This window comes from Streptococcus sp. ALY_211 (genome assembly GCF_058314555.1).
This window is the reverse complement of sequence record NZ_JBZFUN010000003.1, coordinates 1-23,373: the sequence shown is the minus strand read 5'-3', so window position 1 is coordinate 23,373 and position 23,373 is coordinate 1. Positions and strand designations below refer to the sequence as shown.

Sequence of the window (23,373 nt, the reverse complement as noted above, 5' to 3'; positions counted from 1 at the left end):
TTATTTTCCTCCTTCATCTATTTTATAACAAGTCTAGCGCACCAGAGCTGAGTCCCTCGATTTCATCAGCTTGACCCAAATCAGCGTTTTCAATCGCTTCACCCGCAGATTTAATCTGACCACTAAGACTCTCAACTCTATTGGTAAATGTCTTAGCTTCTGCCTCGTTTTCAGAAGCAATCCCTTCATTCCAAACACGATTAAACTCTATCTCAGCTAGCAAGGCTTCAACTTCTCCATCTGATAGCTCTTCTGCTATACTAAAGGCTTTCATCTGCGTACGCTCTACCAACTCTTTAATGTCATTGCGAGACTCTTCCATCAAGTCCTGAATCTTACTAGCGAGATCTGCCACTTCACTTGACAGACTTATAGCACCTAGAAGGAGCAGGGCTTTCCGAAGTAAAATCCGCTGACCTCCCTTAGCTGAGCTAAAGCGTCTTACCATATCCTGTAAATTCCCATACTGACCATCTTTATCTAAGCGATTCACGACAGCAGATTCCAGTGTTATGTTCTTAGTATTTTTTAAATTGCTAGTTTTAGCATAGGAACCATAATGTTGTTTATAATATCTCATATAATTTTCAACAGTACCGCCTACTTTTGCTTTGGCTTTGGCAATTTTTTTGACTTGCTCCTCAGTCATTCCTGAGCAGAATATATTTAATTTTTCATAATATTTTACATCTAATCCATTACCTTTGATATGAAAAAAATCTATCTTATGGCTAGTACCCTCGACAGTAAAAACTTTTCCATAGCCAATCGCACCTCCATTTAAATCAAACTTTGTAATAGATTTTCCGTCATCGGAATATACATGGCAATTTTTATTTAAATAATCTAACTCATCTTTGCTAAAATCTTCAGCTGCTGCTTTACTTGCCCACGGCTGAAAATTAACAACCTTATCAATTTTATTTTCTGCTCCTACTTTTGCTACAGCCGGTCCTGCTTGGCTATGACCTGAAATTGCTGTGACCTCTCCTCCATGATCTTTAGCTATCCTTTTCGTATCTTTATAAAAGGCTCTAACTTCATCAGTTTGCTTTGTCAATCCCTGTGTTGCACTAGCAGCATTCGAAGCAGAATCATAGTTTGTAGTTTGTGTACCTCCAACAGTAATTGTGACATTATCATAATCAACATTATTTCCATTAGCATCACAGGGAGCTACTGCAATAGCCTGTGTATTATTATTTTCTTTATCTGATTTTCCTTCAACAGGTATCGGAGTATTATTTGTAGAATTTATTACCTTATAATATTGTCCATCAACTTTAAGTGGTTTTTCACCTGATAGTATTTCTTCATTATTTTTCACGTCTCCTTCAACTAATGGTCTAGTTTTATTTTGAACATCTTGTATTTGCTCATCTGTCATAGTCATAGCCTACATCTCCTTTATATGTTAAATTATAGTCAATCTTCATCAACGGACTTCCCTTTTTACTTTTTCTCACACCTGTTAAAGAATGATTGTCGATGAGGCTTTCCATACTACTATCTATAGTTGAAGACGATTGTAATTTTGCATTTTCAGGTAGTGTTAAGTCATTCGAGACATCTATTTCTATTTGACGATCAATATCTTTTAAGATAACTACTGGGTTCCCAACTCCATCGTATTGCAGTCCATAAATATCATCATCTGTACCAAAATGACCATTGACACTTTTATCAAGCTCACATCGATGTCCTTGTTCATCGGTGATAATAACTCGAACAAAAGTGTATGAATCTGGGTAACTTACAATATCTGTAAATTCTACTGTTTTTATTCCAGAATAGTTTTCTTTTATATAAGTTCCAATTTGTTCCTCTAAGAGTCTAAATCCTCTCTGATAAAGACTAGCTTCCTTATTATATTCCATATACTTAAATCCTTTCCACCCAGCAACTACTAGAAATAAAATAGCGATTAAAGAAATAATTCCCCAACTTCTATTTCTACGCTTCCTTGCCATAGCTATCTCCTTTTGCTTGTAACTCTGCTGCTAACTCGTCATAGATAGCAATCAGCTGGGATTGGCTGTAACCTGATTTCTGAATGAGTTTATCTATGAGCTGATTGACACGTTCCATATCATGAGCTAGCTTGCCTTCCAGAGTGCAAACATCATTTTGAGCTTTATGTGCTGCCTTATGAGCCGTCTTTAGCGATTCCCAAGAAAACTTTAGATTATTGGCAAACTCTACATCTTGTCGCCTCTTAATTTCTGGAATGAGCCTAAGAGAAAAGTCACGGACTGCTTCTAATAGCTCGTTTGAAAGGTAGGATAAACGGTTGGTAAACGCCTTATGCTCCTCCAATTCTGTCTGATAATGCTTGATGAGGTGCTCTTTTTGTTTAAGGTAGTAGAACCTTCTCTTAAAAATTTCTTTTTCACTTTTTTCCATATATAAGTCTCCTAGAAGTCAGTATACTACAGCCCCCCCCCGATTTGTAAAGGTTTTCATAGGCTATTTTCATTGAAAACGTTTTTAGTTTTTCTTTAAGTATTGTAGCAGATTCTAAGGCAAAAGGTTCTGGAAAATTCTTCCCAGAACCTATAGAATTATTCAGTTCTCATCAACTGTCCTATGCTCACTTACCCAATAAGAGATCCCTGACCTGATCAATCTTGTCCTCTGGCATAACGACATTAATCGTGTTGCCTAGAATGAGCTGGGTACTGCCTGAGACGATATGAGACTTGCCGTTTTCACGCTGACTCGTAATCAATACTTCTTTAGGGAGATCGAGTTGATAGATGGCCTTTCCAGCTATTCGCTCCGTTACAGGAATCTCTATCCAGGTCAGATCTGAATCTTCTATCTTGGCCTTGGCGCCAGCTAGTAAATTTTCTAGCATAGCCTCGTAAACAGGCACACCGCCCATGAGATCCATGACGATGTAGGCCGCTAGAGTTACTGTCCCTAAGGCCATGAGCTGGCGTAAATCTCCTACCATTTCACAGACCAGAATCATAGCTGTCAAAGGAGCCTTGGAAATGGCGCCAAAGTAGGCACTCATTCCCAAAATAATAAAGAGGGGGTAACTAGCAGAATCACTCCATCCAAGAAGAAGCGTCCCCTTGCCCATCAAGGCTCCTAGACAGGCTCCCAGGGTCAAGATAGGTAGAAAAATGCCTCCAGGTAGGCCTGATCCATAGCTGACCATACTATAAATAAAACGAATGACAAACCAAGCTAGGAGTAAAAATAAGGAACTAGATGTAGTCGCCAATGAGGTGATAAAGCCATTACCTCCGCCTAAGAGCTGGGGAGCTAGATAGCCTAAAGGTAAAATGGCTATAAAGGCGAGAATACTATGATAGCGGCTCTTTAGATGTAGGAGCTGGCCTAGCTTTTGATACCAGAAGGTAATTCTCAAGACGACCCACTCATAGTGGTAGGCTAGAATCCCAAGTAGAATCCCCATCAGAAGGAAAATGAGATAATTAGAGAGAGGGGGCAGGGGCAGATCTGATGACATGGCTAAGACAGGTGTCTGTCCAAAGACACGCATCGATACAATATTAGCCGTCAGACTAGCAGACAAGGCTGTTATCCAAACTCGACTGGAGAAATGATGATAGACCTCTTCAACGACAAAAAGAAGGCCAGCAATTGGGGCATTGAAGGCTGCCGATACTCCTGCAGCAGCACCGCTAGCAATCAGGGTTCGCTCTTCGATTTTACTGAGCTTGAGCCATTGGGCTATTCCCTTGCCCATCACAGCACCGACCTGAATACTAGGACCTTCACGTCCCAACATCAAGCCGCTGGAAATGCCAAAGACACCGACTAAAAATTTCCGCCATAAGATAGACCACCAGTTCTGATGCATGAGCCCCTTGAGCTCCGCTTCAACCTGTGGAATTCCTGATCCCTTGATATCTGGTTCTTCGCTCATCAAGCGACCAGAAACCAGCGTATAAACCAGGTAGAGAGTGAACAATCCTGCCAGTAACCAAGGAAACTGGTGGGAGAGATGATAAATCTCTTGGATATGATCAAATATGACCTCGATCAAAAGACGAAATAGACTCACGCAAAAGCCACCCAACAGACCTACTAAAATTCCTAAAAAGACATTTTTTAATATGGAGCTGGATAAATAACCAAACTCCTTGCGCTGATTTTGCATAATCCTCCTTCTTTTTTGACAACTTATTTAGCTCTGACTCCTACAAAAATGGTAGGTGGCACCGATCGAGCTGACAGCAGTAAACTGTACACTTTTCATATTAACAGTGACTTGAGAGGCTCTTACCTCTGGTAGGAGAAAAACACTCTAACAGTCAATAGTGCTCAATTAGAGCTGGTCTTACCTAGATGCTACCTATCTCTAAGACAAATAGCCTAGTCATGCTTTAGCCTCTTATTCTATCTTAGCACATTAGTCTTAAATTATTGGCAGGTATTTTAGAAAATGATATGATAACAAGGGTTAAGAAAAGGAGGTCTCACATGGTATTAGATTCCGTCAAATCACAGATTCGAGAAGCTTTTGATCATCGTGTCGCTGTTCGTGTATACAAGGATCAAGAAATTTCTCGGACAGATATGGAAACCATTCTAGACACTGCTTGGCTCAGTCCATCATCGGTTGGGCTTGAAGGTTGGCGCTTTATTGTCTTGGATCGCCAGCATATCAGAGAGCTAGCTCCAGAGCTTAAACCTATTGCCTGGGGAGCTGGTTCGCAACTGGACACAGCCAGTCATTTTGTTTTGCTCCTAGCTGAACGGCAGGCGCGTTACGACAGTCAAGCCATGCGTGATAGTCTGATTCGCCGTGGTTTTACTGAAGGTGATGAGGTAGAGAGCCGCCTCTCTCTTTATAAGGATTTCCAGACTAGAGACATGGAGATAGCAGATGATCCACGCGCGCTCTTTGACTGGACAGCCAAGCAAACCTACATCGCCTTGGGTAATATGATGACTACAGCTGCCCTGATGGGGATTGACTCTTGTCCTATAGAAGGGTTCAACTACAAGGAGGTCAATGCTCTTCTAGCCAGGCACAAGCTCATCAATCCGAATCAAGAAGGGATCGCCAGCATGGTATCCTTTGGCTATCGTCTAAAGGATCCTAAGCACCCTCGCCGTCGTAAACGACGTGAAGAGGTTATCACTTGGCTAGACTAGAGACTAAAGACTACATGTCTTTAGCAGGCAGGTCAAGCAGGTGACAAGGATGTTCTTTTTTCTAACCCCTGCTAGTCTTATGGGACTGCTGGTTCCACTCAGTATTTTTTAGAAAGGATTTCTCATGAAATTTTTACATACTTGTATTCGTGTCAAAGATTTAGACGCATCTATCAAATTTTACACTGAAGCTTTTGACTTCAAAGAAGTTCGTCGTATGGACTTCCCAGAGCATGAATTTACTATCGTTTATTTAGCTCTCGAAGGTGATGAAAGCTATGAGCTTGAATTGACTTACAACTATGGTCACCCAGGTTATGACCTTGGTGATGGCTACGGTCATATCGCTGTTGGCGTTGATGATCTGGAAGCCTATCATGATAAGCATGTTCAAGCCGGTTATACAGTCACTGATATCAAGGGGCTTCCTGGTAAAGAAAATATGTTTTACTTTGTTCAAGATCCAGATGGCTATAAAACTGAAGTCATCCGCTTGAGCCAATTCTTCGAAGATTAATGATAGAAAATTGGTAGCTAATTTTTAGTAAAAAATAGGCTGAGACAAAAGTTCTCAGCCTTATTTATTTGGTCCATTTTATCTGCTAGGCACGGGTCGAGCAAAGACAATCAAACTTCTTAACATGATTGGTTGCTGTCCCTCTCTCTTTTCTTGTAATCTTTATCGCTCTTAGCTGGCCGTTGGATCTGTCAGCGGTACCTTTGCCAGATTTAAGTCAATATGGCAATAGCCGTTGGGATTTTTCTTGAGGTAATCTTGATGATACTCCTCAGCATCTAAGAAATGGCGTAAGGGCTCAAGCTCAACAGCTAGAGAACGGCCTCCATGCTCACGACTAACTTGATCCATCATAGCCAGAGCAACGGTACGATCTTCCTCATCTACATAGTAGATACCGGTGCGGTATTGACGACCGATGTCATTACCTTGACGGTTGATTGAGAAGGGATCAATCACACGAAAATAGTGCTGCAAAAGCTCACTTAGACTGATACGCTCAGGATCATAAGTCACGGCTACTGTTTCAGCATGATCAGTAGCATCGATCAATTCGTAGGACGTTACCTCTGATTGTCCGTTGGCATAACCAACACGGGTGCTAAGGACGCCATCAAGCAGGTCAAAGTAACCTTCAACACCCCAGAAACAGCCACCAGCTAGATAAATTGTTTTCATCGTCATACACCCTTTCTAGTCTTACTCGACAATAGCTTTATAATCGCCGTAGCCTTCTTGCTCCATATCCTCATAGGGAATAAACTTGAGGGCTGCAGAGTTGATGCAGTAGCGTAGACCTCCACGATCTACTGGCCCATCATTAAAGACATGACCGAGATGAGAGTTAGCCTCACGGCTGCGCACCTCAATACGTCGCATACCATAAGAAAGATCTTCGTGGCTTGTTACCATACGATTTTCGATAGGTTTTGTAAAGGCTGGCCAACCACAGCCAGAATCGTATTTATCCGTTGATGCAAACAAAGGCTCACCGCTCACAATATCGACGTAGATCCCTTTTTCAAAGAACTCATCATATTCACCTGTAAAGGCACGCTCTGTTGCTGCATTTTGCGTGACTTCATAAGAGAGGTCACCAATACGCTGACGCAGGTCTTGTGCATTATCTTGTGTCATATGCCTACCTCTTTTCTTTATATAGTGAAGTTAGTTTACTGCTTTTTTGCATGTGCGTCAAAAAATTACTCCGCTTTTTATAGCATTCACATGCCGGACTAATAGGCTTTCTTCATTACGATAAGAAATTTGTAAGCTAGTGCTTGTGTCAATTTCACAAGCATGCTATAATCTCTTTGAATAGGTTTTGTAAACGTTTTCTTGTAAACGTGAAAATTTCTATCTGATTATGATTTAGGAGGTGTCAGTTATGGCATTCTATACAAGCAGTGCACAAGGGCCTATCGATTTTATCAATGCCTTTGATTTGGAAAAAATGGCTCAAAAGGTTATTCCAAAAGGAGCCTTTGGTTATATTGCATCCGGTGCGGGGGATACCTTCACCCTGCATGAAAATATTCGCTCATTCAACCATAAATTGATTGTACCTCACACCTTGCGTGGCGTGGAAAATCCTTCTACGGAGACTGTATTTGATGGCGATAATCTATCGTCACCCTTGATTATGGCTCCGGTTGCTGCACATAAGTTAGCCAATGTTCAAGGAGAAGTCGCCTCTGCCAAGGGAGTACATGCCTTTGGCTCCCTCTATACGACTTCCTCCTATTCTTCGACAGATCTTCCTGAGATTACTGAGGCATTACAGGGTACACCACATTGGTTCCAATTTTACTTTTCAAAAGATAATGACATCAATCGTCATATCATGGATCGTGTCAAGGCTCAAGGCATAAAGGCCATTGTCCTAACGGCTGATGCTACTGTCGGTGGCAATAGGGAGACTGATGCTAGAAACGGCTTTGTCTTTCCGATTGGTATGCCAATCGTTCAGGAATATTTACCTGACGGTGCTGGTAAAACTATGGACTATGTCTATAAGTCAGCTAAACAAGCGCTATCTCCTAAGGATGTTGAGTTTATCGCCCAGTATTCTGGACTGCCTGTCTATGTCAAGGGACCACAGTCCAAGGAAGATGTCGAGATCGCCCTCAGTGCCGGTGCTTCTGGTATCTGGGTAACCAATCATGGTGGGCGCCAGCTCGATGGTGGACCTGCTGCCTTCGACTCTCTCCAAGAAGTCGCTGAGGCTGTTGATAAGCGTGTTCCTATCGTCTTTGACTCTGGTATCCGTCGTGGTCAGCATATCTTCAAGGCGCTGGCTTCTGGTGCTGATCTAGTTGCTCTGGGCCGTCCTGCTATCTATGGACTGGCTCTCGGCGGCAGTATCGGTGTCCAACAAGTCTTTGAAAAACTCAATGATGAACTCAAAATGGTCATGCAACTGGCTGGTACCCAAACGATTGACGATGTTAAAAATGTCACCCTCAGACACAATTCTTATGACCCATCTGTCGAGTATGATGTCAATGAATTGAGACTTTACTAAGGATATTTTAAAAATAATCTCATCAGACAATCCAATGTCAATATTCTACTGATGATCATCTCTGAATTCCATTAAAAAAACCCCAATTCCTTATGGAAAGGAATTGGGGTTTTAGTGATTAAAATTCTTCATGACGCGCTTAATATCACGCTCTTGGTCTCGGCGCTTGATGGTTTCTCGCTTATCATAATCGTGTTTCCCTTTGGCTAAGCCTAAGAGAATCTTGGCAAAGCCCCTCTTGATATAAACTTTTAAAGGGATCAGGGTCATGCCGCTTCCTTTTAACTCCTGCTCCAGGCGAGTGATTTCACGTTTTTTTAAAAGGAGCTTACGGGTGCGCTCTGGGTCTTGGTTCCAAATATTTCCCTGCTCAAAGGGCGCAATGTGGACATTAACCAGCCAGGCTTCCCCATTTTTTAATTGAGCATAGCCATCTTTTAGCTGAATCCGAGAGGCCCGAACAGATTTAATCTCAGTTCCTGTCAAAACTACACCAGCTTCAATCGTGTCGACGATGGTGTAATCATGCCTACCTTTTTTATTTTGCGCCAAGGCCTTGCTGTCTGGGCTATTTTTAGCCATAACTATCCATCATCCTCTCTAATCTTAGCGTTTTTTCTTACGACGCCGTCCATTTTCACGACCTTTATGATCATTGTGGGGACGGTTTTGATTTTTGCGCTTATCTGGTTTTTTCTTAGAGGTTTTGTGGTCATCAAATCGAGGCTTATTGGTCTTTTTATCCTTATCACCAGACCCTCGATCATTGCGACGACGCTTGGATCCATAACGATTACTACGGAATTCACGAGCCTTTTCTTCACGGGCACGACGGGCTTGGTGGTCTACTTTTTCTACAATATCAAAGTCACTTGGCAGGTATTCAAAATCAATATCGCCTGTTTCTTTATCAGCCCTACTCAGGCGAACACGGATAGGCTGACCGATACGGAACACCTTACCCGTCCGTTCTCCCTGAAGACTCATGGTCCGTTCATGATAATGGTAAAACTCAGGAAGGCTGGTGATATGGACGAGCCCCTCGATAGAGTTTGGCAACTCGACAAAAAGACCAAATTTGACCACACTGGCAATAATAGCATCAAACTCTTGTCCCACCTGGTCTTCCATGTATTCAGCCTTTTTCATGGCCTCAACGGTACGTTCAGCCTCTATAGCACGGCGCTCCAAGGCAGAAGACGATGTCGCCAATTCTGGGATAACCTCTTCAAAGTGCTCTTTTTTCTCTTGGGTCAGTTGGCCATATTCACGGACCATACGATGGACCAAGAGATCAGGATAACGGCGAATAGGACTGGTAAAATGCGTATAGTACTCAGCAGCTAGGCCGTAGTGACCATGATTATGCTCAGAATAGCGAGCTTGCTGCATAGAACGCAGTAACATCAGAGACATGACATCATAGCCTGATTCTCCCTTGATCTTATCCATAAATTCCTGAAGCGATTTTTGGCTGAGACTGGTTGCTGTTCCATAGATAGGTATCCCAAAAAGCGAAGCATAGTCCATAAACTTCTGCAATTTTTCTGCCTTTGGTGTCTCATGGATACGGTAGATAAAAGGAAGATCCGCTTTGGCAAAGTGCTCCGCCACACACTCATTGGCTGCTAGCATGAAGGACTCAATCATCCGTTCAGCAATACCACGGTCACGCAAGACGATATCTGTCGGCTGCCCCTTGTCATCGACTAAAATGCGAGGCTCTGGACGGTCAAAATCCAAGGCACCTCTGCGTTGGCGCATGTCTACTAAGATTTTATGAAGCTCAGCCATATAGCTCACAGAATCCATAATGGGCTTAAATTGCTCAATGACGGCTTGGTTGCCTGCCAACATTTCATTGACATCCGAGTAGGTCATCCGAAAGGTTGTCTTAATGACTGTCTGAGTAATGGTATGTTTGAGCACACGCCCTTGAGGATTGATCTCCATAATGGCTGACTGGGTTAAGCGGTCCACATTAGGATTAAGAGAGCAGATACCATTTGACAGACGTTCTGGCAGCATAGGAACGACACGATCCGTCACATAGACCGATGTCCCCCGGGCTATAGCTTCCTGATCCAAAGCCGAACCTTCGGTGACATAGTAGGATACATCAGCAATGTGGACCCCTAATTCATAGTTCCCATTAGGTAGCTTTTTGATGTGGACAGCATCATCTAGGTCCTTAGCTTCCTTGCCATCAATGGTGAAGGTAATCTCATCTCGCAAATCGAGTCTGCCTTCCATATCAGTCTGTGAAGGTGCCTCTGGAATCGCTGCAGCCTCAGCCATGACCTCCTCCGGAAAGTCCGAGACAATGTCCATCGATTCCAATACCTCAAGGACATCAATACCAGCGTCATCCTGATGGCCAATGATGTCAAGGACGTGAGCGATAAAATAATCGTGATGACGGGTTGGGTATCTATCAATAGCCACCTTAACAACCTCAGAGCCATCAAGGGCAAGAGGTTCTTTTTTGATATAAATTTTTTGGGTGATTTTTTGATTTTTAGACGTGATGTAGCCTGCATACTGCGGATGTTCATCATCCAGGGTAAATTTACCGACTACTGTCTTGATAGCACGGTCGACAATATCTACTACCCGAGCCTCCGCAGCAGTACCTTTCAGGCGATCTGCAGGCTTTTTGATAACAACCTCTACAGTATCCCCATCAATAGCATGACCTACATCATTACGACCGATGAACATGTCCTCTTCATCATCACTGACATGGAGGAAACCAAAGCCATTCTTATTCGCCCGAAATATACCTTGGACGGTTATTTCCTTTTTGCTTTGGGATTCGCTTCTACATAGACCGACCGATCCATCTTTGTGAAAGCGCAATTGTCCCTGACTCTCTAACTTGGAGAGCATCTTAATCAACTCTGGAAAGTGGTCGGCTCCTGCCATATTTAAAGCTTGAGCCAGTTCATTAACGCTAGACTTTCCAGCTTCTTTTAAATACTCAATTATTTTGTTTTTCATGGTACTCTTTCTTATTTTAGGGAGGAAGTATATCTCATCAATTTGGTAAGGATACTATAACTTTTAGCTCGCTTTGGTAGTGACGATTGGATCGATCCCTACTTTTAAAAAACTCAGGATCGACAAATCCTTATCAAAAAAAGGAGCCTGACTGGGCCGGGCTCTTTTTTGTGATTACTTACTTGATAGGATAGCAAGAACTAGGGCATCCAACAACCACAAGAAGATCATGATGGCTGTAAAGCGCTCCATAAAGGCCTCGAACCCACGCGCTTTTGAGCGTTCAAACAAAGCTTCTGAACCGCTGTTATCAAATACATTGCTGCTTGGATTTTTCTGAGGCTGCATAAAAATAGCAATAATTAAAACCACAGATATAACTAGCAAAGCAGTTAGTAAAATGTTGTACATCGCTTTTCCTCCACTATAGTCTTAGGTAGTTTACCATAATACCTCTCAAGATTCAAGGTGCAGGGTCACTTTTCGCTCTTTAGGGCAGTACTTGGGCACCTGAATTTTTTCTGGATGGCTTGTCTTATTTTTACTGGTCAGGTAGTTTTTGTTACCACAAGAACTACACTTTAAATGTATCTTTATCCTCACTCTATTTCCTTAACCTTCAAATACTGTCTAAAGTTGATAAAGCTCCAACTAAAATTGATGAAAACAATCAGGGCAGTGATATAAAAAACCCAGAAGTAACCTAGTCCTGCTGCAACACTGGATCCGATAAAAGGACCTACCACCTGTCCGATATTCGTGAACATCTGATTATAGCTAAAGATCCGTGATAAGCCTTCTTTGGGAGAAATCTTGGTGAGCAGGGAGTTGACACTAGGCATAAGGGCTCCTGTCCCAAAGCCGTACATAAAGCGTAAAAGCCCCAACTGCAAGGGTGTCTTGGCCTGAGCAAAGGACAAATACATACAAAAACTGTAAAACAGGGCTAAGAGTAAGAGGCGGTGATTACCGATACGATCGCCAATCTTCCCCAGAAAAGAACTCGATAGCATACTGGAGAAACCCATAGCTGACACGATTAAACCTGATACAAATAATAAGTTTTCCTTTTGGCCGAGATGTCTGATATAAAGCGCCAATATAGGGGCAATGGACTGGGCGGAAATCTGAATAATCATGCTGGTTACAAAGAGTCCCAATAAAACCTGGCCATCCTTTACTTGTCTCAATAGTTCCCTAGTGGCAAGTTCTTGATTCTTGTGGACAGGTTTGAAATCTTCTTTGACCAGAAAAATGGTCATGACATTCAGGATAATCAGGAGAACCCCCACAAATAAGAAGAGATTACGAATCCCTAATAAATCTGCAAAGTAGCCTCCTAACAGAGGTCCAATTAGGGTCCCTGCAGTTACCCCTGTAGCTAGGGTTCCAAGCGCATAGCCTAATTTTTTCTGTGGTGCTTGGCTGGCGATAAGAGCTGTGGAATTAGGGACATAGCCAGCAAACATACCATTGAGCAGACGCATCAGCAATAGCCAAAAGACATTGGGGACAAAAGCCAGCCCGCCCATGGTAAAGGCCATGACTAGGCTGGCTCGGATCATCATGGGTTTTCGGCCGTAGCGATCAGCTAGCTTCCCCCAAATGGGGGCAACAAGAGCTGAGGCGAGGGCTGATAAGGAAACAGACAAACCAGCATATAATTCAACCATACCTGGTTTCGCCCCCAGCTGCTCTACAAACAGGGACATAAAGGGCATGACCAAAGAAAAGCTGGCTCCTGTCAGAAAGTTGCCAAACCAAGCTACTCTTAAATTTTGTCGCCAATTAATGGTCTTACTAATAGGTCATCATCTTCTTTCTTAAACACTTCGTCCATATTATAGCACATGTTGTGCCAGGGCCCTAGCCAGGCTTTCTAGATTTTCTCCAACAACTGATCTAGCTGGGCGTAGGTCCTTTCTAAACTGGCATTATTATCAATAATTTTGTGAGAGCGTTTACGTTTTTGTTCTAACGGCATCTGCGCTGCCAGGCGCTCTAGGGCTTGAGTTTTCGTGAGGTTATCTCGTTCCATTAAGCGCTCGATCTGCTTATCGGGCTCCAAGCTAACCAGCCAAATCTCATCAAACCAGCTATCAAACTCTAACTCAAACAGGAGGGGAATATCCATAAAAAAGATAGCTTGGGTTTCGGACAAGCGATCTCTTCGTTTAGCTAACTCCTCACGGATAATCTTATTTTGAAGCTTGGCAGACTTCTCTTGATTCGCTGGACTTGAGAAAATCATCTCTGAGAGTTTAGGGCGATCCAGTTGACCGTCTGCTTGCAAGATAGCTGTTCCAAAGGTAAAAACTAGAGCTTGATAGAGAATACCGCCCTTTGCCTGCAGCTCATGGACGACTTGATCAGCATCGATTACCTCATAGCCTGCTTGACGAATATAAGCACTTACCCTTGATTTCCCAGAGGCAATACCGCCTGTTATTCCAATAATTTTACTCATTTTTTCTGACATTTAGGACAGTAGTGACTGCCCCGTCCCCCTACTTTAATCTTTACGATGGGCCTTCCACAACGCGGGCAGGGGGCGTCTGCCCTGCCATAAGCCTGCAGTTCTTCCTGCATGGTGCCATCTTCACCAAGAGCATTGCGATAGGTTCTAATGGTCGATCCACCTTTTTTGATAGCTAAGTCTAAAATCCTAATAATCTCATCGTGGAGTCTCTTGATCTGGGCTTTTTTGAGACTCTTAGCAGGGGATTCTGGATGCACTCTAGCTGCCCATAGCACCTCATCAGCATAAATATTTCCCAGTCCAGCGACCAGTCGTTGATCGAGTAACAGGGACTTGATAGGCTTTGAAGACGCTAATATCCCACGCTCAAAAGGGGCTAGTTTGAAGACAGCTTGCTGGGGCTCAGGACCTAATTTCTTGCCTAAAAAATAGGCGTCTTCCTGATTTTTGACCAACCAGTCAAAGGTACCAAACTTACGAACATCTTGATAAACTAAAGTCGCACCATTATCCAGTCTAAAGAAGGCATGAAAGTGCTTATTAGCTGGAACCTGATCGTAAAAGAGCAGATACTTGCCCTCCATACGCAAGTGGGAGATCAATAGGTAGGAACCAAAATCAAAGATTAGGTACTTCCCTCGCCTGCGCATGGCCAGTAATACTTGTCCGGGTAACTCTAGCCTCAACTGATCAGGATCAGTCTTGATCATCTTTGGAATCTTAAAGTCAGCAGATAGGAATGTCCGTCCAACAAGCAGACGCTCTAGCCCCCGTCTAACAGTCTCCACTTCAGGTAACTCAGGCATAGCATTCTCCCTTCAAAATAAGAGTCTGGAAGCCAAGGTCCAAACTCTCCTTATGATTAGTATTCTTTTTTGTTATAACCAAAGTCAGCCAAGTCTAGCTTTTTATCCCGCCAATTTTTCTTGACCTTAACCCAGGTCTCGAGATAGACCTTGTCTCCTAGCATGATTTCAATATCACGTCTGGCCATCTTGCCAATTTTCTTTAGCATGGCGCCTTGCTTACCAATGATAATCCCTTTTTGACTATCACGCTCAACCATAATAGTCGCACGAATATGGATTTTGTCGTTCTCTTCATCACGCTTCATAGACTCAATGACCACGGCAACTGAGTGCGGAACTTCTTGCTCAGTCAAGGTCAGTATCTTCTCACGAATCATCTCAGAGACCAAGAATCGCTCTGGATGATCGGTAATCTGATCTTCTGGAAAATATTGGAAGCCTTCTTCTAAATTATCTTTGAGAAGGTTCAAAAGGGTATCCACATTATTGCCCTGAAGGGCAGAAATCGGTACAACTTCCTTGAAAGTCATCTGGGACCGGAAGTCATCAATCTTTTCCAGAAGCTGGTCAGGATGGACCTTATCAATCTTATTGATCACTAGGATTACGGGGATGTTGGCTGCTTTGAGCCGCTCCATAATCATGTTATCTCCTTTGCCTCGCTCTTCGTCAGCTGGTACCATAAAGAGGACCGTCTCTACTTCACGTAAAGTCGAATAAGCTGACTCGACCATGAAATCACCAAGGGCGGTCTTTGGCTTATGAATCCCCGGCGTATCAATAAAGACAATCTGCTCATTTTCTGTAGTGTAGATTCCCATAATTTTATTGCGGGTTGTCTGTGCTTTATCGCTCATGATGGCAATCTTTTGCCCCATGACTTGATTTAGGAAGGTGGACTTCCCAACATTTGGTCGCCCTAAAATGGCAACAAATCCTGATTTAAACATATTATTATCGAGTCTAGCTCAAGCTAGTACTCAGCCCTTTCTAAGACTATTCATCTTGTCATTTTTTATCAATGAAATAGAAATTCCCAAATTTTTGGAATAAAAATAATCATTCCTGTCACTACCGCATAGGCTGAGATCATTAAAACAGCACCTGCTGCCATGTCCTTAGCATTTTTAGCCAACATAGAAAAGTGGTAATTACTGGCTAAGTCCACAACATTTTCTATAGCAGAGTTGATCGTCTCAAAGGTGATGACCAAAAAGATAGCTGATAGTAAAAACAGCCATTCGATCGCTGAGATTCTAAAAATCAGACCTGCTAGGATAGCTAGTACTGCTGAGACCGCATGCTTTTGCATATTGCGCTCTTCTTTAAAAGCTGTCACTATCCCAGTTAAGGCAAATTCCAAACTCGACGTCAGGGTTCTATTTTTCCATTTTTTAGGGGAATTAGTCTCTCGTAAGTCCATAAGCTGTCAAAATCTCTTCCTGTAGGGTGAACATTTCTTTTTCTTCCTCGGGAGTATAGTGGTCATAGCCATTAATGTGAAGAAAGCCGTGTACAGCTAAGAAGCCCATCTCACGCTCAAAGCTGTGACCATAGTCCTCTGCTTGCTCATGAGCCTTATCTACTGATATGAATAGCTCTCCTATATAAGCATCATAGTCTTCCATCATATCAGCCAAATCCGGATCCATAGCCAAGTCTTCCTCAGAAAAGAGGACTGGTATCTCAGGCTTATACTCTAGGCTGACAACATCAGTTGGACGATCCATCCCACGGTACTCTAGATTGATTTTATGGATAGTGCTATTATCCACAAAAGTAAGAGCCATTTCCTTATTGTCCTTGCCCAATTTCTGTGCTGCAAAGTTTAGCATGTCCGTAATCTTACTCATCAGTTCTTGTGAGACTTCTTTGGTCTCGTCAGTCATTTCAATATACATTGCTTTATCCCCATCTTTTCAATCTTTATTATAGCATAAAAAGAGATTAATAGCCTAAGACCCTAGAAGGATTGTCTCCTCGCACGATTGAGTCGTGTCATGGCTCAGGCTGTGATTGTTACTTTCTCAACAGTAGCGATAAGCAACCGTCCTCAAGATAGGTATAAAAATCGAGCCTGAGACAAAAGCCCAGACTCGTTAGTATTATTCAGGATTTAACTAATAAGCTGTTGTTATAAGTCCTGTTGACTATAACAAGTAACTCCTGTATCGTTCATCATCACTTTAGCAGCATAAGGAACTACTGCTTATTTAACGACATCTCTTAATTAATAAATTTTTAGTATGTGATTTGATTTTAGTCTTATACATTTTCGGCACTTGCATCGGTATTGCCTGCACTTGGGGCCTCATAGGCATTGATAATTTCTGCGACGACTGGGTGGCGGACGACATCCTTAGCTGAGAAATAGACAAAGTCTATCTGGCTAATACCTTTCAATTTTTCAGTGGCATCAATCAATCCTGACTTAGCACGATGGGGAAGGTCGATCTGGCTGGTATCTCCATTGACAATCATCTTAGAGTTGAAACCTAGCCGGGTTAGAAACATCTTCATCTGCATAACAGTCGTATTTTGAGCCTCATCGAGAATAACAAAGGCATCATCTAGGGTACGGCCACGCATATAAGCTAAAGGCGCAATCTCAATAATATCACGCTCCATAAGACGACTGGTTTGCTCCTTACCAAGAATTTGATACAGGGCATCATAGACAGGACGCAAATAAGGATCTACCTTTTCCTTCAGATCTCCTGGTAAGAATCCTAAACTCTCACCTGCCTCAACAGCCGGGCGTGTCAGAATGATTCGCTTAACCTGCCCTCGCTTGAGTGCTGTGACAGCTAAGGTGACTGCCAAGAAGGTCTTACCAGTCCCAGCGGGTCCAATACCAAAGACTACGTCATGTGTTTTGACACTGTCTATATAAACCTTTTGCCCCAGTGTCTTGACACGGATTGGTTTACCATAATTGTCTTTAATGATCTCTTCCTCATAGAGGGCGACAAACTTATCAATCTCATCATTTTGGGCCATGGTTAAAGCTGTCACAACATCTGAGGTATTGATCAACATGCCTCTTCCCACTAGTATCAGAAGGGCTTGTATGGTCAGCCTTGCTAGCTCGAGCGCTTCCTCACTATCAGCAAGTATCTGAATCCATTCCGTTCCAGCATGGATGACAACACCAGTATTTTCTTCAATGAGCTTGAGATGACGTTCATTACTTCCAAATAAAGACATGGCATCATCAGGATGATCTAGCTTGATGTCAACAGAATGCTCTTGCAAATACGGGACCTCTTTTCACTATGATTATTAAGTCACATTATACCTTATTTCATATGAAAAATCACGCGCCAGCGCTGATACAAAAGAGCCTGAGACAAAATCTCAGGCTCTCTAGTCCTTGCTATCAATTTACCAGACTGATGCAACAGTCCTAGGCAACAAAATCGGCATCGCTATTTCAGTTATCGATTTTTGTCGCTGCAAGTATCAATGCGCTAAATAATCCTCCCAAATGCGGTCAAAGTCACTAAGATTAAAGCTAAAACTTGCTTGGTCTTCCAGATAGCGGCTGATTTCCTCAAAATTATCTGTATGTTTGGGAAAGGTGGACTCCTCAAAAATTAGATCCGCTAGGAGAGCTACAGGCTCCTTTGATTTGGGATTTCGCTGGGTCATAAGCCAGGTATAAAATGATTTTCTCACTTCCAGTTGGCCTCCAAAAACTCATGGCGAATTCTGCTCGATTCGGCGTAACGCTCAGGATTTTTCTTATAAAATTCTTGGTGATAATCCTCAGCCAAATAAAAAGGCTGGGCTGGCTCGATCGAGGTAACAATCGGATCGCTAAAGCGCCCTGATGCTGCTAGTCTAGCCTTAGATGCTTCAGCAATCTCTTTTTGCTCCTGCGTTGTATAAAAGATTACCGGACGATAGTTGTCTCCTCGGTCTTCAAACTGTCCAAAGGCATCCGTCGGATCAGTCTGAGCCCAATAGAGCTCTACCAAATCGTTGTAGGATACTTGAGTCCCATCGAAAATAATCTCGACAGCCTCAGTATGCCCCGTCTTATGCGCTTTGACGTCTTCATAAGATGGGTTTTCAACATGACCACCCGTGTAGCCAGATCGGACAGATAAAATCCCTTCTAGCTCTTCAAAGGGAGCCACCATACACCAAAAACATCCTCCTGCAAATATCGCACGCTCCATATTAGATCTCCTTATCTCGATGCCTTGGCATCTTTTATTGTCACTCATTATATCAAAAAATAGGAGGGCGGAAAGTCTTTAAGCACAAAAAAATAAAGGACACTGCCCTTATTTTTTCTATAGAAGCTAAGAATAGCTTAATCATCTGCTGCTCAGCTTTGGCCGTAATCTCCGTAGCTACCATAGTTACCGTAGCCGCCATAGTTTTCAGAGCGTTCATCAACCTTGTTTAAAATCACACCAAGAAATTGTGAGCCGCTTTTTTCCATCTGCTCGATGGCTTTTTTCACGAAGCGAGCGCGGATAGCACCAGCCTCAGTGACAAGAATTGAGGCATCACACTCTTGGGCAATAATGGCAGCATCAACGACCTTTCCAATAGGAGGGGTATCAATGAGAATGTAATCATAGTTCTCTTTTACAGCTGCAATCATTCGTTTGAAGTTTTCGCTTTGGAAAAGCGCTGTGGGATTGGGAGGAACTTGTCCAGCTGGGATCATAGATAAGTTTTTGACACTTGTACGGCTGATGGTCTCTTGCAAGTTTGAGTAACCCGTTAGAAAATCAGTCAGTCCCTTTACAGGCCCGTCTGGCTTAAAAGAACCAAACATCACCGAATTACGGGTATCTGCATCAATGAGGAGGGTTTTGTAGCCAGCACGTGCAAAAGATACCGCTAGACTTGAGCTTGTGGTTGATTTTCCTTCTTGAGGTTGAACAGATGTCAGGGTGATCACCTTGATCTGACTACCGCTAAATTGGATATTGGCACGAATAGAGTTATAGTACTCTTCTGCTGCATCGATTAATTTTTCTTTTTTACTCGTTAATTCTAAATAGGCCATGTTTTCTCCTTATAGATCTGATACAACAGGGACAACACCAAGAAGGGTACGATCAAGCATTTTTTCAACATCATCTCCAGATTTAATGCGATCGTCTAGCACTTCAAATACAATCAAGACAAGGATCGTCAGGAAGGCTCCTGCAAAGACGGCGATAACAAGGTTGCGTTTGATGTTTGGTGAGGTCGGTGCATCAGGAACTTTTGCCATCTGTGCAACAGTGACATCGTCAACCTTGGTCACCTCTTTTATTTTTTTGATGGCAACGTCACGAACAGCATTGGCCAAGCGGCTAGACTCTTGGGGATTGTGATCCTTGAGGGAAATCGTAATCAAACGTGTATCTGTCGGTACATCAACAGTGATGCGGTCTGCTAACTCTTCTGCACTCATATCTAAATGCTGCTCGCTAATCACTTCATCTAGGACATCTTGAGACCGAATGATTTCTTTATAGTCATTGACCAAATAAGTTCCTGCTTGAATATCCTGATAATTGACGGTCGACTCGTTTTGTTTGTTATTATTAACAACATAAACACGTGTTGAAGCCGTATATTCTTTGGGAAGAATAAAGGCACTGGCAAAGAGGGCAATGAAGCCGAATAAGAGGGCAATAAAAATAATGAAAAATTTGCGTTCCCACAGCTTACGTATTAGTCCGAATACATCAATCTCAAACGATGCATCATTGTCTTTTAAATTCATAAAAACTCCTTTAATTTGTTAAGTCCTTTAGTAGGGCAGACATATTGTCGTGAAAGAGGACTTGAGCTCTAGTCGATCCATAATTTTTTTCGACTTCTGCATAGGCCTGTGCCATATAGGGAGGTCGCTTATCTAGATTATGCATATCGCTGGAGATACAGGTGATGAGGTTCTTTTCCAAAAAATAGCGACCACGAATTTTAAATTGCTTTTCTGGATCTGCCCACCATTTTGGTTTGAGCACATGATTACTATTGACCTGTGTCAGGCAGCCCATGTCCAGCAATTCCTGAACGCGATCTTCTCTCTTTTCTAAGGCATTGTAACGTTCGATATGAGCCACAATCGGAGTAATTCCTAGCAAGAGCACCTTGGTCAAGGCAGTATGGATATCACGCCAGGGAGTTGTTAGGCTGAACTCTATCAAGGCATAGCGTGTTCCAGCCATGGTAGGAACCTCCCCATCTTCTAATTTTTGTCGGAGGTCCTCAGTATAGTAGAGCTCTCCGCCGAAATAGAGCTTCAGATCAGGAAAGCGCTCTAAGGCTGCTTTCTCAACTGTTTTAAAATTGGCTCTGATAATCTCCTCTGGGGTCTCAAACATTCCTTTTCGGCGGTGAGAGGTTGATACAATGGTTCGGACACCTTGTCGATAGCTCTCTGCAATAAGCGCCAGACTCTCCTCCAATGTATCTGGACCATCATCGACATCAAAGACAATATGTGAATGAACATCAATCACCTTTATTTACCTCCTAAAACATCGGTAATCTTTGATTTAGCAGAGGAAAGGCTGTTTTGATCCAGCTCCATCATGTAGAGGGAAGCATTAGGCATAGCAAAGGACTGTAGTTTTCCTGTGGAGCCTGTACCTGTCACTGCTTGAGAGTCCACTTGAAATTTTGTTCCTGAACCCAGCTGATTGTTGGCAATGGTCATAATATCTTGAACAGGCATATTGGTCTGAATGGAATCCTGCAGATTTTCAACAATGGTACCCGCATTAAAGGCTGAGTCAACGCTGGCTAATTTATTGATGATAGCAGAAATAACCTTTTCTTGGTTTTTACCACGATCATTGTCTCCATTTTCTAGGCTATAACGCTCACGGACAAAGGCGAGAGCTCCTTTAGAGTCTAGCTTAACATTGCCTTTTTCAAATGTATAGTCCTTATCAGTATGAGCGGTAAAGGCTTGATCATTATAGACTTCAATACCTCCAATCACATCGACTAGTTTGATAAAAGAAGTGAAATTGAGGCGAGCATAGTAGTCAATGTCTGTATCATAGAGATTAGCTAAGGTTTTCATGGACGTTTCAACGCCATAGAGACCAGCATGCGTCAGCTTATCTTTTTGATTTTGACCGCCGTCTGGAATCGTCACGTAAGCATCACGAGGTGTGGTGGTCAGCAAAACTTTATTGGTCTTGAGATTGACAGACATAATGATATTGACATCTGATCGTGAAACTGAGTTGATGGGACCATAGGTATCAATACCAGATACATAGATATTGAAGGAATCTCCTTTAAGTTGTTGGGTATCTACTGCTGTTGCTGTTTGAACCTTGGCTTCATAGATAACCTTGATCTTATCTTTGTAATTTTTATCTTGTTCTTTGAGAAGTTCGGCATAGGCGCTATTTAGAACAATGGCCTTAGCAGATCCATCTGTCAGATGTTCATAGCCTTTGGCATAAGAATCTACATGCGTCATTGTTAGATTTTTATTGGTATCTGTCTTAATCTGCTTAGCAAACTCATCAATATTGGTCCCATCTGTCTGAATAGGAGCTTCAGCCTCCTTAATATCATCCAGACTATCAATACCGCTGCCCTTTAGGGCTACTACTTGCATGGTCACCTCAGAGTATTTTGCTGAATTATTCAAATTGCCAACAAAGCCTACTAGAGAGTTCATGCCTAAAAACGCAGTTGCTACTATACCAGTAAAAATGACCAACAAAAAACTATTCAAAGTTGGTCTCTTATTTTTCAATAGGAGATAGCCTGTCAGACACACTATTAAGACTAAAAATAGGGTGATAATGATATTGAGAAAGTTAACAGCCAAGAATTTATACTTGAATATTGTATAAATAGTGATGGCAGAGATCATGGTAAAGATGACAAACAGTAAACAGTTGATAAAGAAATGTGTACTAAAATTTCTTTTTTTCTGAGTCTGACGACTACGACGGCGGTAATTAGACATTACGTTTCTCCGGCTTCCATAGGATATTGTATTTATTATACCTGAAATTTTCATCTACTCCAAGTAGTTACCCCAGTACTTCGTACCAGTATAATTGGGCTAATAATAATATTACTTTAAGAAGTATAAAATAGAGTTAAAATCGAGTAAAAAAGTGACCAATCTTGGTCACTTTTTTACAATTTTTCATTGAGATGCAGGACTATTCGACAGGTATTTGAGATTCTTGAGGCACTTCTCCCTGATAGTTGGCTGCTGGATCTGAGGTACTTCCCGCACCGCTAATGGCATCCAGCTGGCCTTGCAAGTCTGTCTTCTCATCGGATGATGCTAACTTATCGATGGCTTCCTGAGCTTCTTGAATACTCGTTTGGGTTGGATTGCTACTTGCATCAGATACCGCAATCTCTGCCAGCACTAGGTCTAGCTTGCCTTGCATCTCTTTTTTAAGCTTTTTGTCTTCAATAGTATCGATCTTTTTTTGAAGAGCTTCAGCTGATTTACTACTTGGATTGTTTTCTAGATCCTTTAAATCTTTTTCGATATCTTTTTTACTGACCTTTTCTGCACTTGATGACGTGCTTAAGGTTTGAGAGGATGTTAAGGTTGAGCTAGCTGGTGCTACTTCGGTTTCACCTCTCACCATAAAAAACAAGCCTGCAATCATCATGGCTAATACAATACTCGCTATAAGGTAGAAGGTTTCACTCTTACTCAGTCTAGCTTTCTTTTCTCTCATACTTTTATATACTCCCTTTTATTTCACTTATTTTCATTATAGCTTATTTTACTAAATATTCAAGAGGGCAAACTATTCTTAGGACACGTCTATCATTCGAAAATGATAATGTCTTAGCTAGGTCGAATGTGAAAATGTCCCGTCTGGTAAACTAGAAAGATGAGGAAAATAGAACTAACTATGATAGAGTCAAAGAAATACCTAGTCATCAAAGC

General features: G+C 42.3%; 26 protein-coding genes and 1 pseudogene. 3 read left to right on the top strand and 24 right to left on the bottom strand.

The features are described from left to right. Positions 1–22: 22 nt before the first annotated feature. From AC4HAJ_RS03365 to AC4HAJ_RS03350, 4 genes are all read right to left on the bottom strand, one after another. A complete protein-coding gene (locus AC4HAJ_RS03365; RefSeq protein ID WP_491078751.1) occupies positions 23–1,393 on the bottom strand; it encodes a hypothetical protein in 1,371 nt (456 codons plus the stop codon). Continuing rightward, a complete protein-coding gene (locus AC4HAJ_RS03360) occupies positions 1,377–1,970 on the bottom strand; it encodes a hypothetical protein (protein WP_491078750.1) in 594 nt (197 codons plus the stop codon). The genes AC4HAJ_RS03365 and AC4HAJ_RS03360 overlap by 17 nt, the downstream gene beginning before the upstream one ends. After that, entirely contained in the window at positions 1,954–2,403 is a 450-nt protein-coding gene (locus AC4HAJ_RS03355) for a hypothetical protein (protein ID WP_491078749.1), read from the bottom strand. Before AC4HAJ_RS03355 ends, AC4HAJ_RS03360 begins: the two co-directional genes overlap by 17 nt. A gap of 187 nt (positions 2,404–2,590) precedes the next feature. After that, a complete protein-coding gene (locus AC4HAJ_RS03350) occupies positions 2,591–4,135 on the bottom strand; it encodes a ClC family H(+)/Cl(-) exchange transporter (RefSeq protein WP_491078748.1) in 1,545 nt (514 codons plus the stop codon). A 323-nt stretch (positions 4,136–4,458) separates the two neighbouring features. Between AC4HAJ_RS03350 and AC4HAJ_RS03345 the strand changes: the two genes are divergently transcribed. Next, positions 4,459–5,136 (top strand): NAD(P)H-dependent oxidoreductase, encoded by a 678-nt coding sequence (locus AC4HAJ_RS03345; RefSeq protein ID WP_491078747.1) that lies wholly within the window; start codon positions 4,459–4,461, stop codon positions 5,134–5,136. Between the two features lie 124 nt (positions 5,137–5,260). Then, complete coding sequence (gene gloA, locus AC4HAJ_RS03340; protein WP_491078746.1) at positions 5,261–5,653, top strand: lactoylglutathione lyase; 393 nt, start codon at positions 5,261–5,263, stop codon at positions 5,651–5,653. A 186-nt stretch (positions 5,654–5,839) separates the two neighbouring features. On the opposite strand, the pseudogene msrA (AC4HAJ_RS03335) reads toward gloA, so the two are convergent. Both msrA (AC4HAJ_RS03335) and msrB read right to left on the bottom strand, forming a co-directional pair. Further along, a pseudogene (gene msrA / locus AC4HAJ_RS03335) lies at positions 5,840–6,331 on the bottom strand (peptide-methionine (S)-S-oxide reductase MsrA); the annotation flags it as partial. 21 nt (positions 6,332–6,352) lie between these two features. Next, positions 6,353–6,790, bottom strand: a complete 438-nt coding sequence (gene msrB, locus AC4HAJ_RS03330) for a peptide-methionine (R)-S-oxide reductase MsrB (protein ID WP_491078745.1) — start codon at positions 6,788–6,790, stop codon at positions 6,353–6,355. Between the two features lie 250 nt (positions 6,791–7,040). Here msrB and lctO point away from each other — a divergent pair, with 250 nt between their 5' ends. Beyond that, a complete protein-coding gene (gene lctO / locus AC4HAJ_RS03325) occupies positions 7,041–8,177 on the top strand; it encodes an L-lactate oxidase (RefSeq protein WP_491078744.1) in 1,137 nt (378 codons plus the stop codon). A 111-nt stretch (positions 8,178–8,288) separates the two neighbouring features. Here lctO and smpB read toward each other — a convergent pair whose 3' ends face one another. The 18 genes from smpB to AC4HAJ_RS03235 form a co-directional block, all read right to left on the bottom strand. Then, positions 8,289–8,759 carry an SsrA-binding protein SmpB gene (smpB, locus tag AC4HAJ_RS03320; RefSeq protein ID WP_491078743.1) on the bottom strand — a complete coding sequence of 157 codons (471 nt, stop codon included), beginning with the start codon at positions 8,757–8,759 and terminating at the stop codon, positions 8,289–8,291. A 24-nt stretch (positions 8,760–8,783) separates the two neighbouring features. Then, positions 8,784–11,177, bottom strand: coding sequence for a ribonuclease R (gene rnr, locus AC4HAJ_RS03315; protein WP_491078742.1), 2,394 nt, complete (start codon positions 11,175–11,177; stop codon positions 8,784–8,786). Positions 11,178–11,351: 174 nt separating this feature from the next. Continuing rightward, entirely contained in the window at positions 11,352–11,588 is a 237-nt protein-coding gene (gene secG / locus AC4HAJ_RS03310; protein ID WP_491078741.1) for a preprotein translocase subunit SecG, read from the bottom strand. Between the two features lie 45 nt (positions 11,589–11,633). After that, positions 11,634–11,780 carry a 50S ribosomal protein L33 gene (gene rpmG / locus AC4HAJ_RS03305; RefSeq protein ID WP_491078740.1) on the bottom strand — a complete coding sequence of 49 codons (147 nt, stop codon included), beginning with the start codon at positions 11,778–11,780 and terminating at the stop codon, positions 11,634–11,636. After that, on the bottom strand, positions 11,777–12,970 hold the full coding sequence (locus AC4HAJ_RS03300) for a multidrug efflux MFS transporter (protein WP_491078961.1): 1,194 nt from the start codon (positions 12,968–12,970) through the stop codon (positions 11,777–11,779). The genes rpmG and AC4HAJ_RS03300 overlap by 4 nt, the downstream gene beginning before the upstream one ends. A gap of 86 nt (positions 12,971–13,056) precedes the next feature. Continuing rightward, positions 13,057–13,644 (bottom strand): dephospho-CoA kinase, encoded by a 588-nt coding sequence (gene coaE, locus AC4HAJ_RS03295; RefSeq protein ID WP_491078739.1) that lies wholly within the window; start codon positions 13,642–13,644, stop codon positions 13,057–13,059. Continuing rightward, positions 13,641–14,462, bottom strand: a complete 822-nt coding sequence (mutM, locus tag AC4HAJ_RS03290) for a DNA-formamidopyrimidine glycosylase (RefSeq protein ID WP_491078738.1) — start codon at positions 14,460–14,462, stop codon at positions 13,641–13,643. The genes coaE and mutM overlap by 4 nt, the downstream gene beginning before the upstream one ends. Before the next feature lie 56 nt (positions 14,463–14,518). After that, positions 14,519–15,415 (bottom strand): GTPase Era, encoded by an 897-nt coding sequence (gene era / locus AC4HAJ_RS03285; RefSeq protein WP_491078737.1) that lies wholly within the window; start codon positions 15,413–15,415, stop codon positions 14,519–14,521. A 68-nt stretch (positions 15,416–15,483) separates the two neighbouring features. After that, on the bottom strand, positions 15,484–15,888 hold the full coding sequence (locus AC4HAJ_RS03280) for a diacylglycerol kinase family protein (protein ID WP_491078736.1): 405 nt from the start codon (positions 15,886–15,888) through the stop codon (positions 15,484–15,486). Next, on the bottom strand, positions 15,869–16,366 hold the full coding sequence (gene ybeY / locus AC4HAJ_RS03275; RefSeq protein ID WP_491078735.1) for an rRNA maturation RNase YbeY: 498 nt from the start codon (positions 16,364–16,366) through the stop codon (positions 15,869–15,871). The genes AC4HAJ_RS03280 and ybeY overlap by 20 nt, the downstream gene beginning before the upstream one ends. 364 nt (positions 16,367–16,730) lie before the next feature. Then, positions 16,731–17,720 (bottom strand): PhoH family protein, encoded by a 990-nt coding sequence (locus tag AC4HAJ_RS03270; RefSeq protein ID WP_491078734.1) that lies wholly within the window; start codon positions 17,718–17,720, stop codon positions 16,731–16,733. A 207-nt stretch (positions 17,721–17,927) separates the two neighbouring features. After that, entirely contained in the window at positions 17,928–18,143 is a 216-nt protein-coding gene (locus AC4HAJ_RS03265) for a YozE family protein (RefSeq protein WP_491078733.1), read from the bottom strand. Then, positions 18,140–18,649 carry a peptide-methionine (S)-S-oxide reductase MsrA gene (msrA, locus tag AC4HAJ_RS03260; protein ID WP_491078732.1) on the bottom strand — a complete coding sequence of 170 codons (510 nt, stop codon included), beginning with the start codon at positions 18,647–18,649 and terminating at the stop codon, positions 18,140–18,142. The genes AC4HAJ_RS03265 and msrA (AC4HAJ_RS03260) overlap by 4 nt, the downstream gene beginning before the upstream one ends. Positions 18,650–18,801: 152 nt before the next feature. Further along, entirely contained in the window at positions 18,802–19,494 is a 693-nt protein-coding gene (locus AC4HAJ_RS03255) for a tyrosine-protein kinase (protein WP_491078731.1), read from the bottom strand. A 9-nt stretch (positions 19,495–19,503) separates the two neighbouring features. After that, the gene (locus AC4HAJ_RS03250; protein WP_491078730.1) at positions 19,504–20,202 is read right to left on the bottom strand and encodes a Wzz/FepE/Etk N-terminal domain-containing protein; all 699 of its coding nucleotides are present in this window, start codon (positions 20,200–20,202) and stop codon (positions 19,504–19,506) included. A 10-nt stretch (positions 20,203–20,212) separates the two neighbouring features. Further along, positions 20,213–20,944: a capsular polysaccharide biosynthesis protein Cps4B gene (gene cps4B, locus AC4HAJ_RS03245; protein ID WP_491078729.1), complete on the bottom strand. Its 732-nt coding sequence runs from the start codon at positions 20,942–20,944 to the stop codon at positions 20,213–20,215. A 2-nt stretch (positions 20,945–20,946) separates the two neighbouring features. Continuing rightward, positions 20,947–22,419 carry an LCP family glycopolymer transferase CpsA gene (cpsA, locus tag AC4HAJ_RS03240; RefSeq protein ID WP_491078728.1) on the bottom strand — a complete coding sequence of 491 codons (1,473 nt, stop codon included), beginning with the start codon at positions 22,417–22,419 and terminating at the stop codon, positions 20,947–20,949. A 202-nt stretch (positions 22,420–22,621) separates the two neighbouring features. Continuing rightward, positions 22,622–23,158, bottom strand: a complete 537-nt coding sequence (locus AC4HAJ_RS03235; protein WP_491078727.1) for a hypothetical protein — start codon at positions 23,156–23,158, stop codon at positions 22,622–22,624. Between the last annotated feature and the right edge of the window lie 215 nt (positions 23,159–23,373).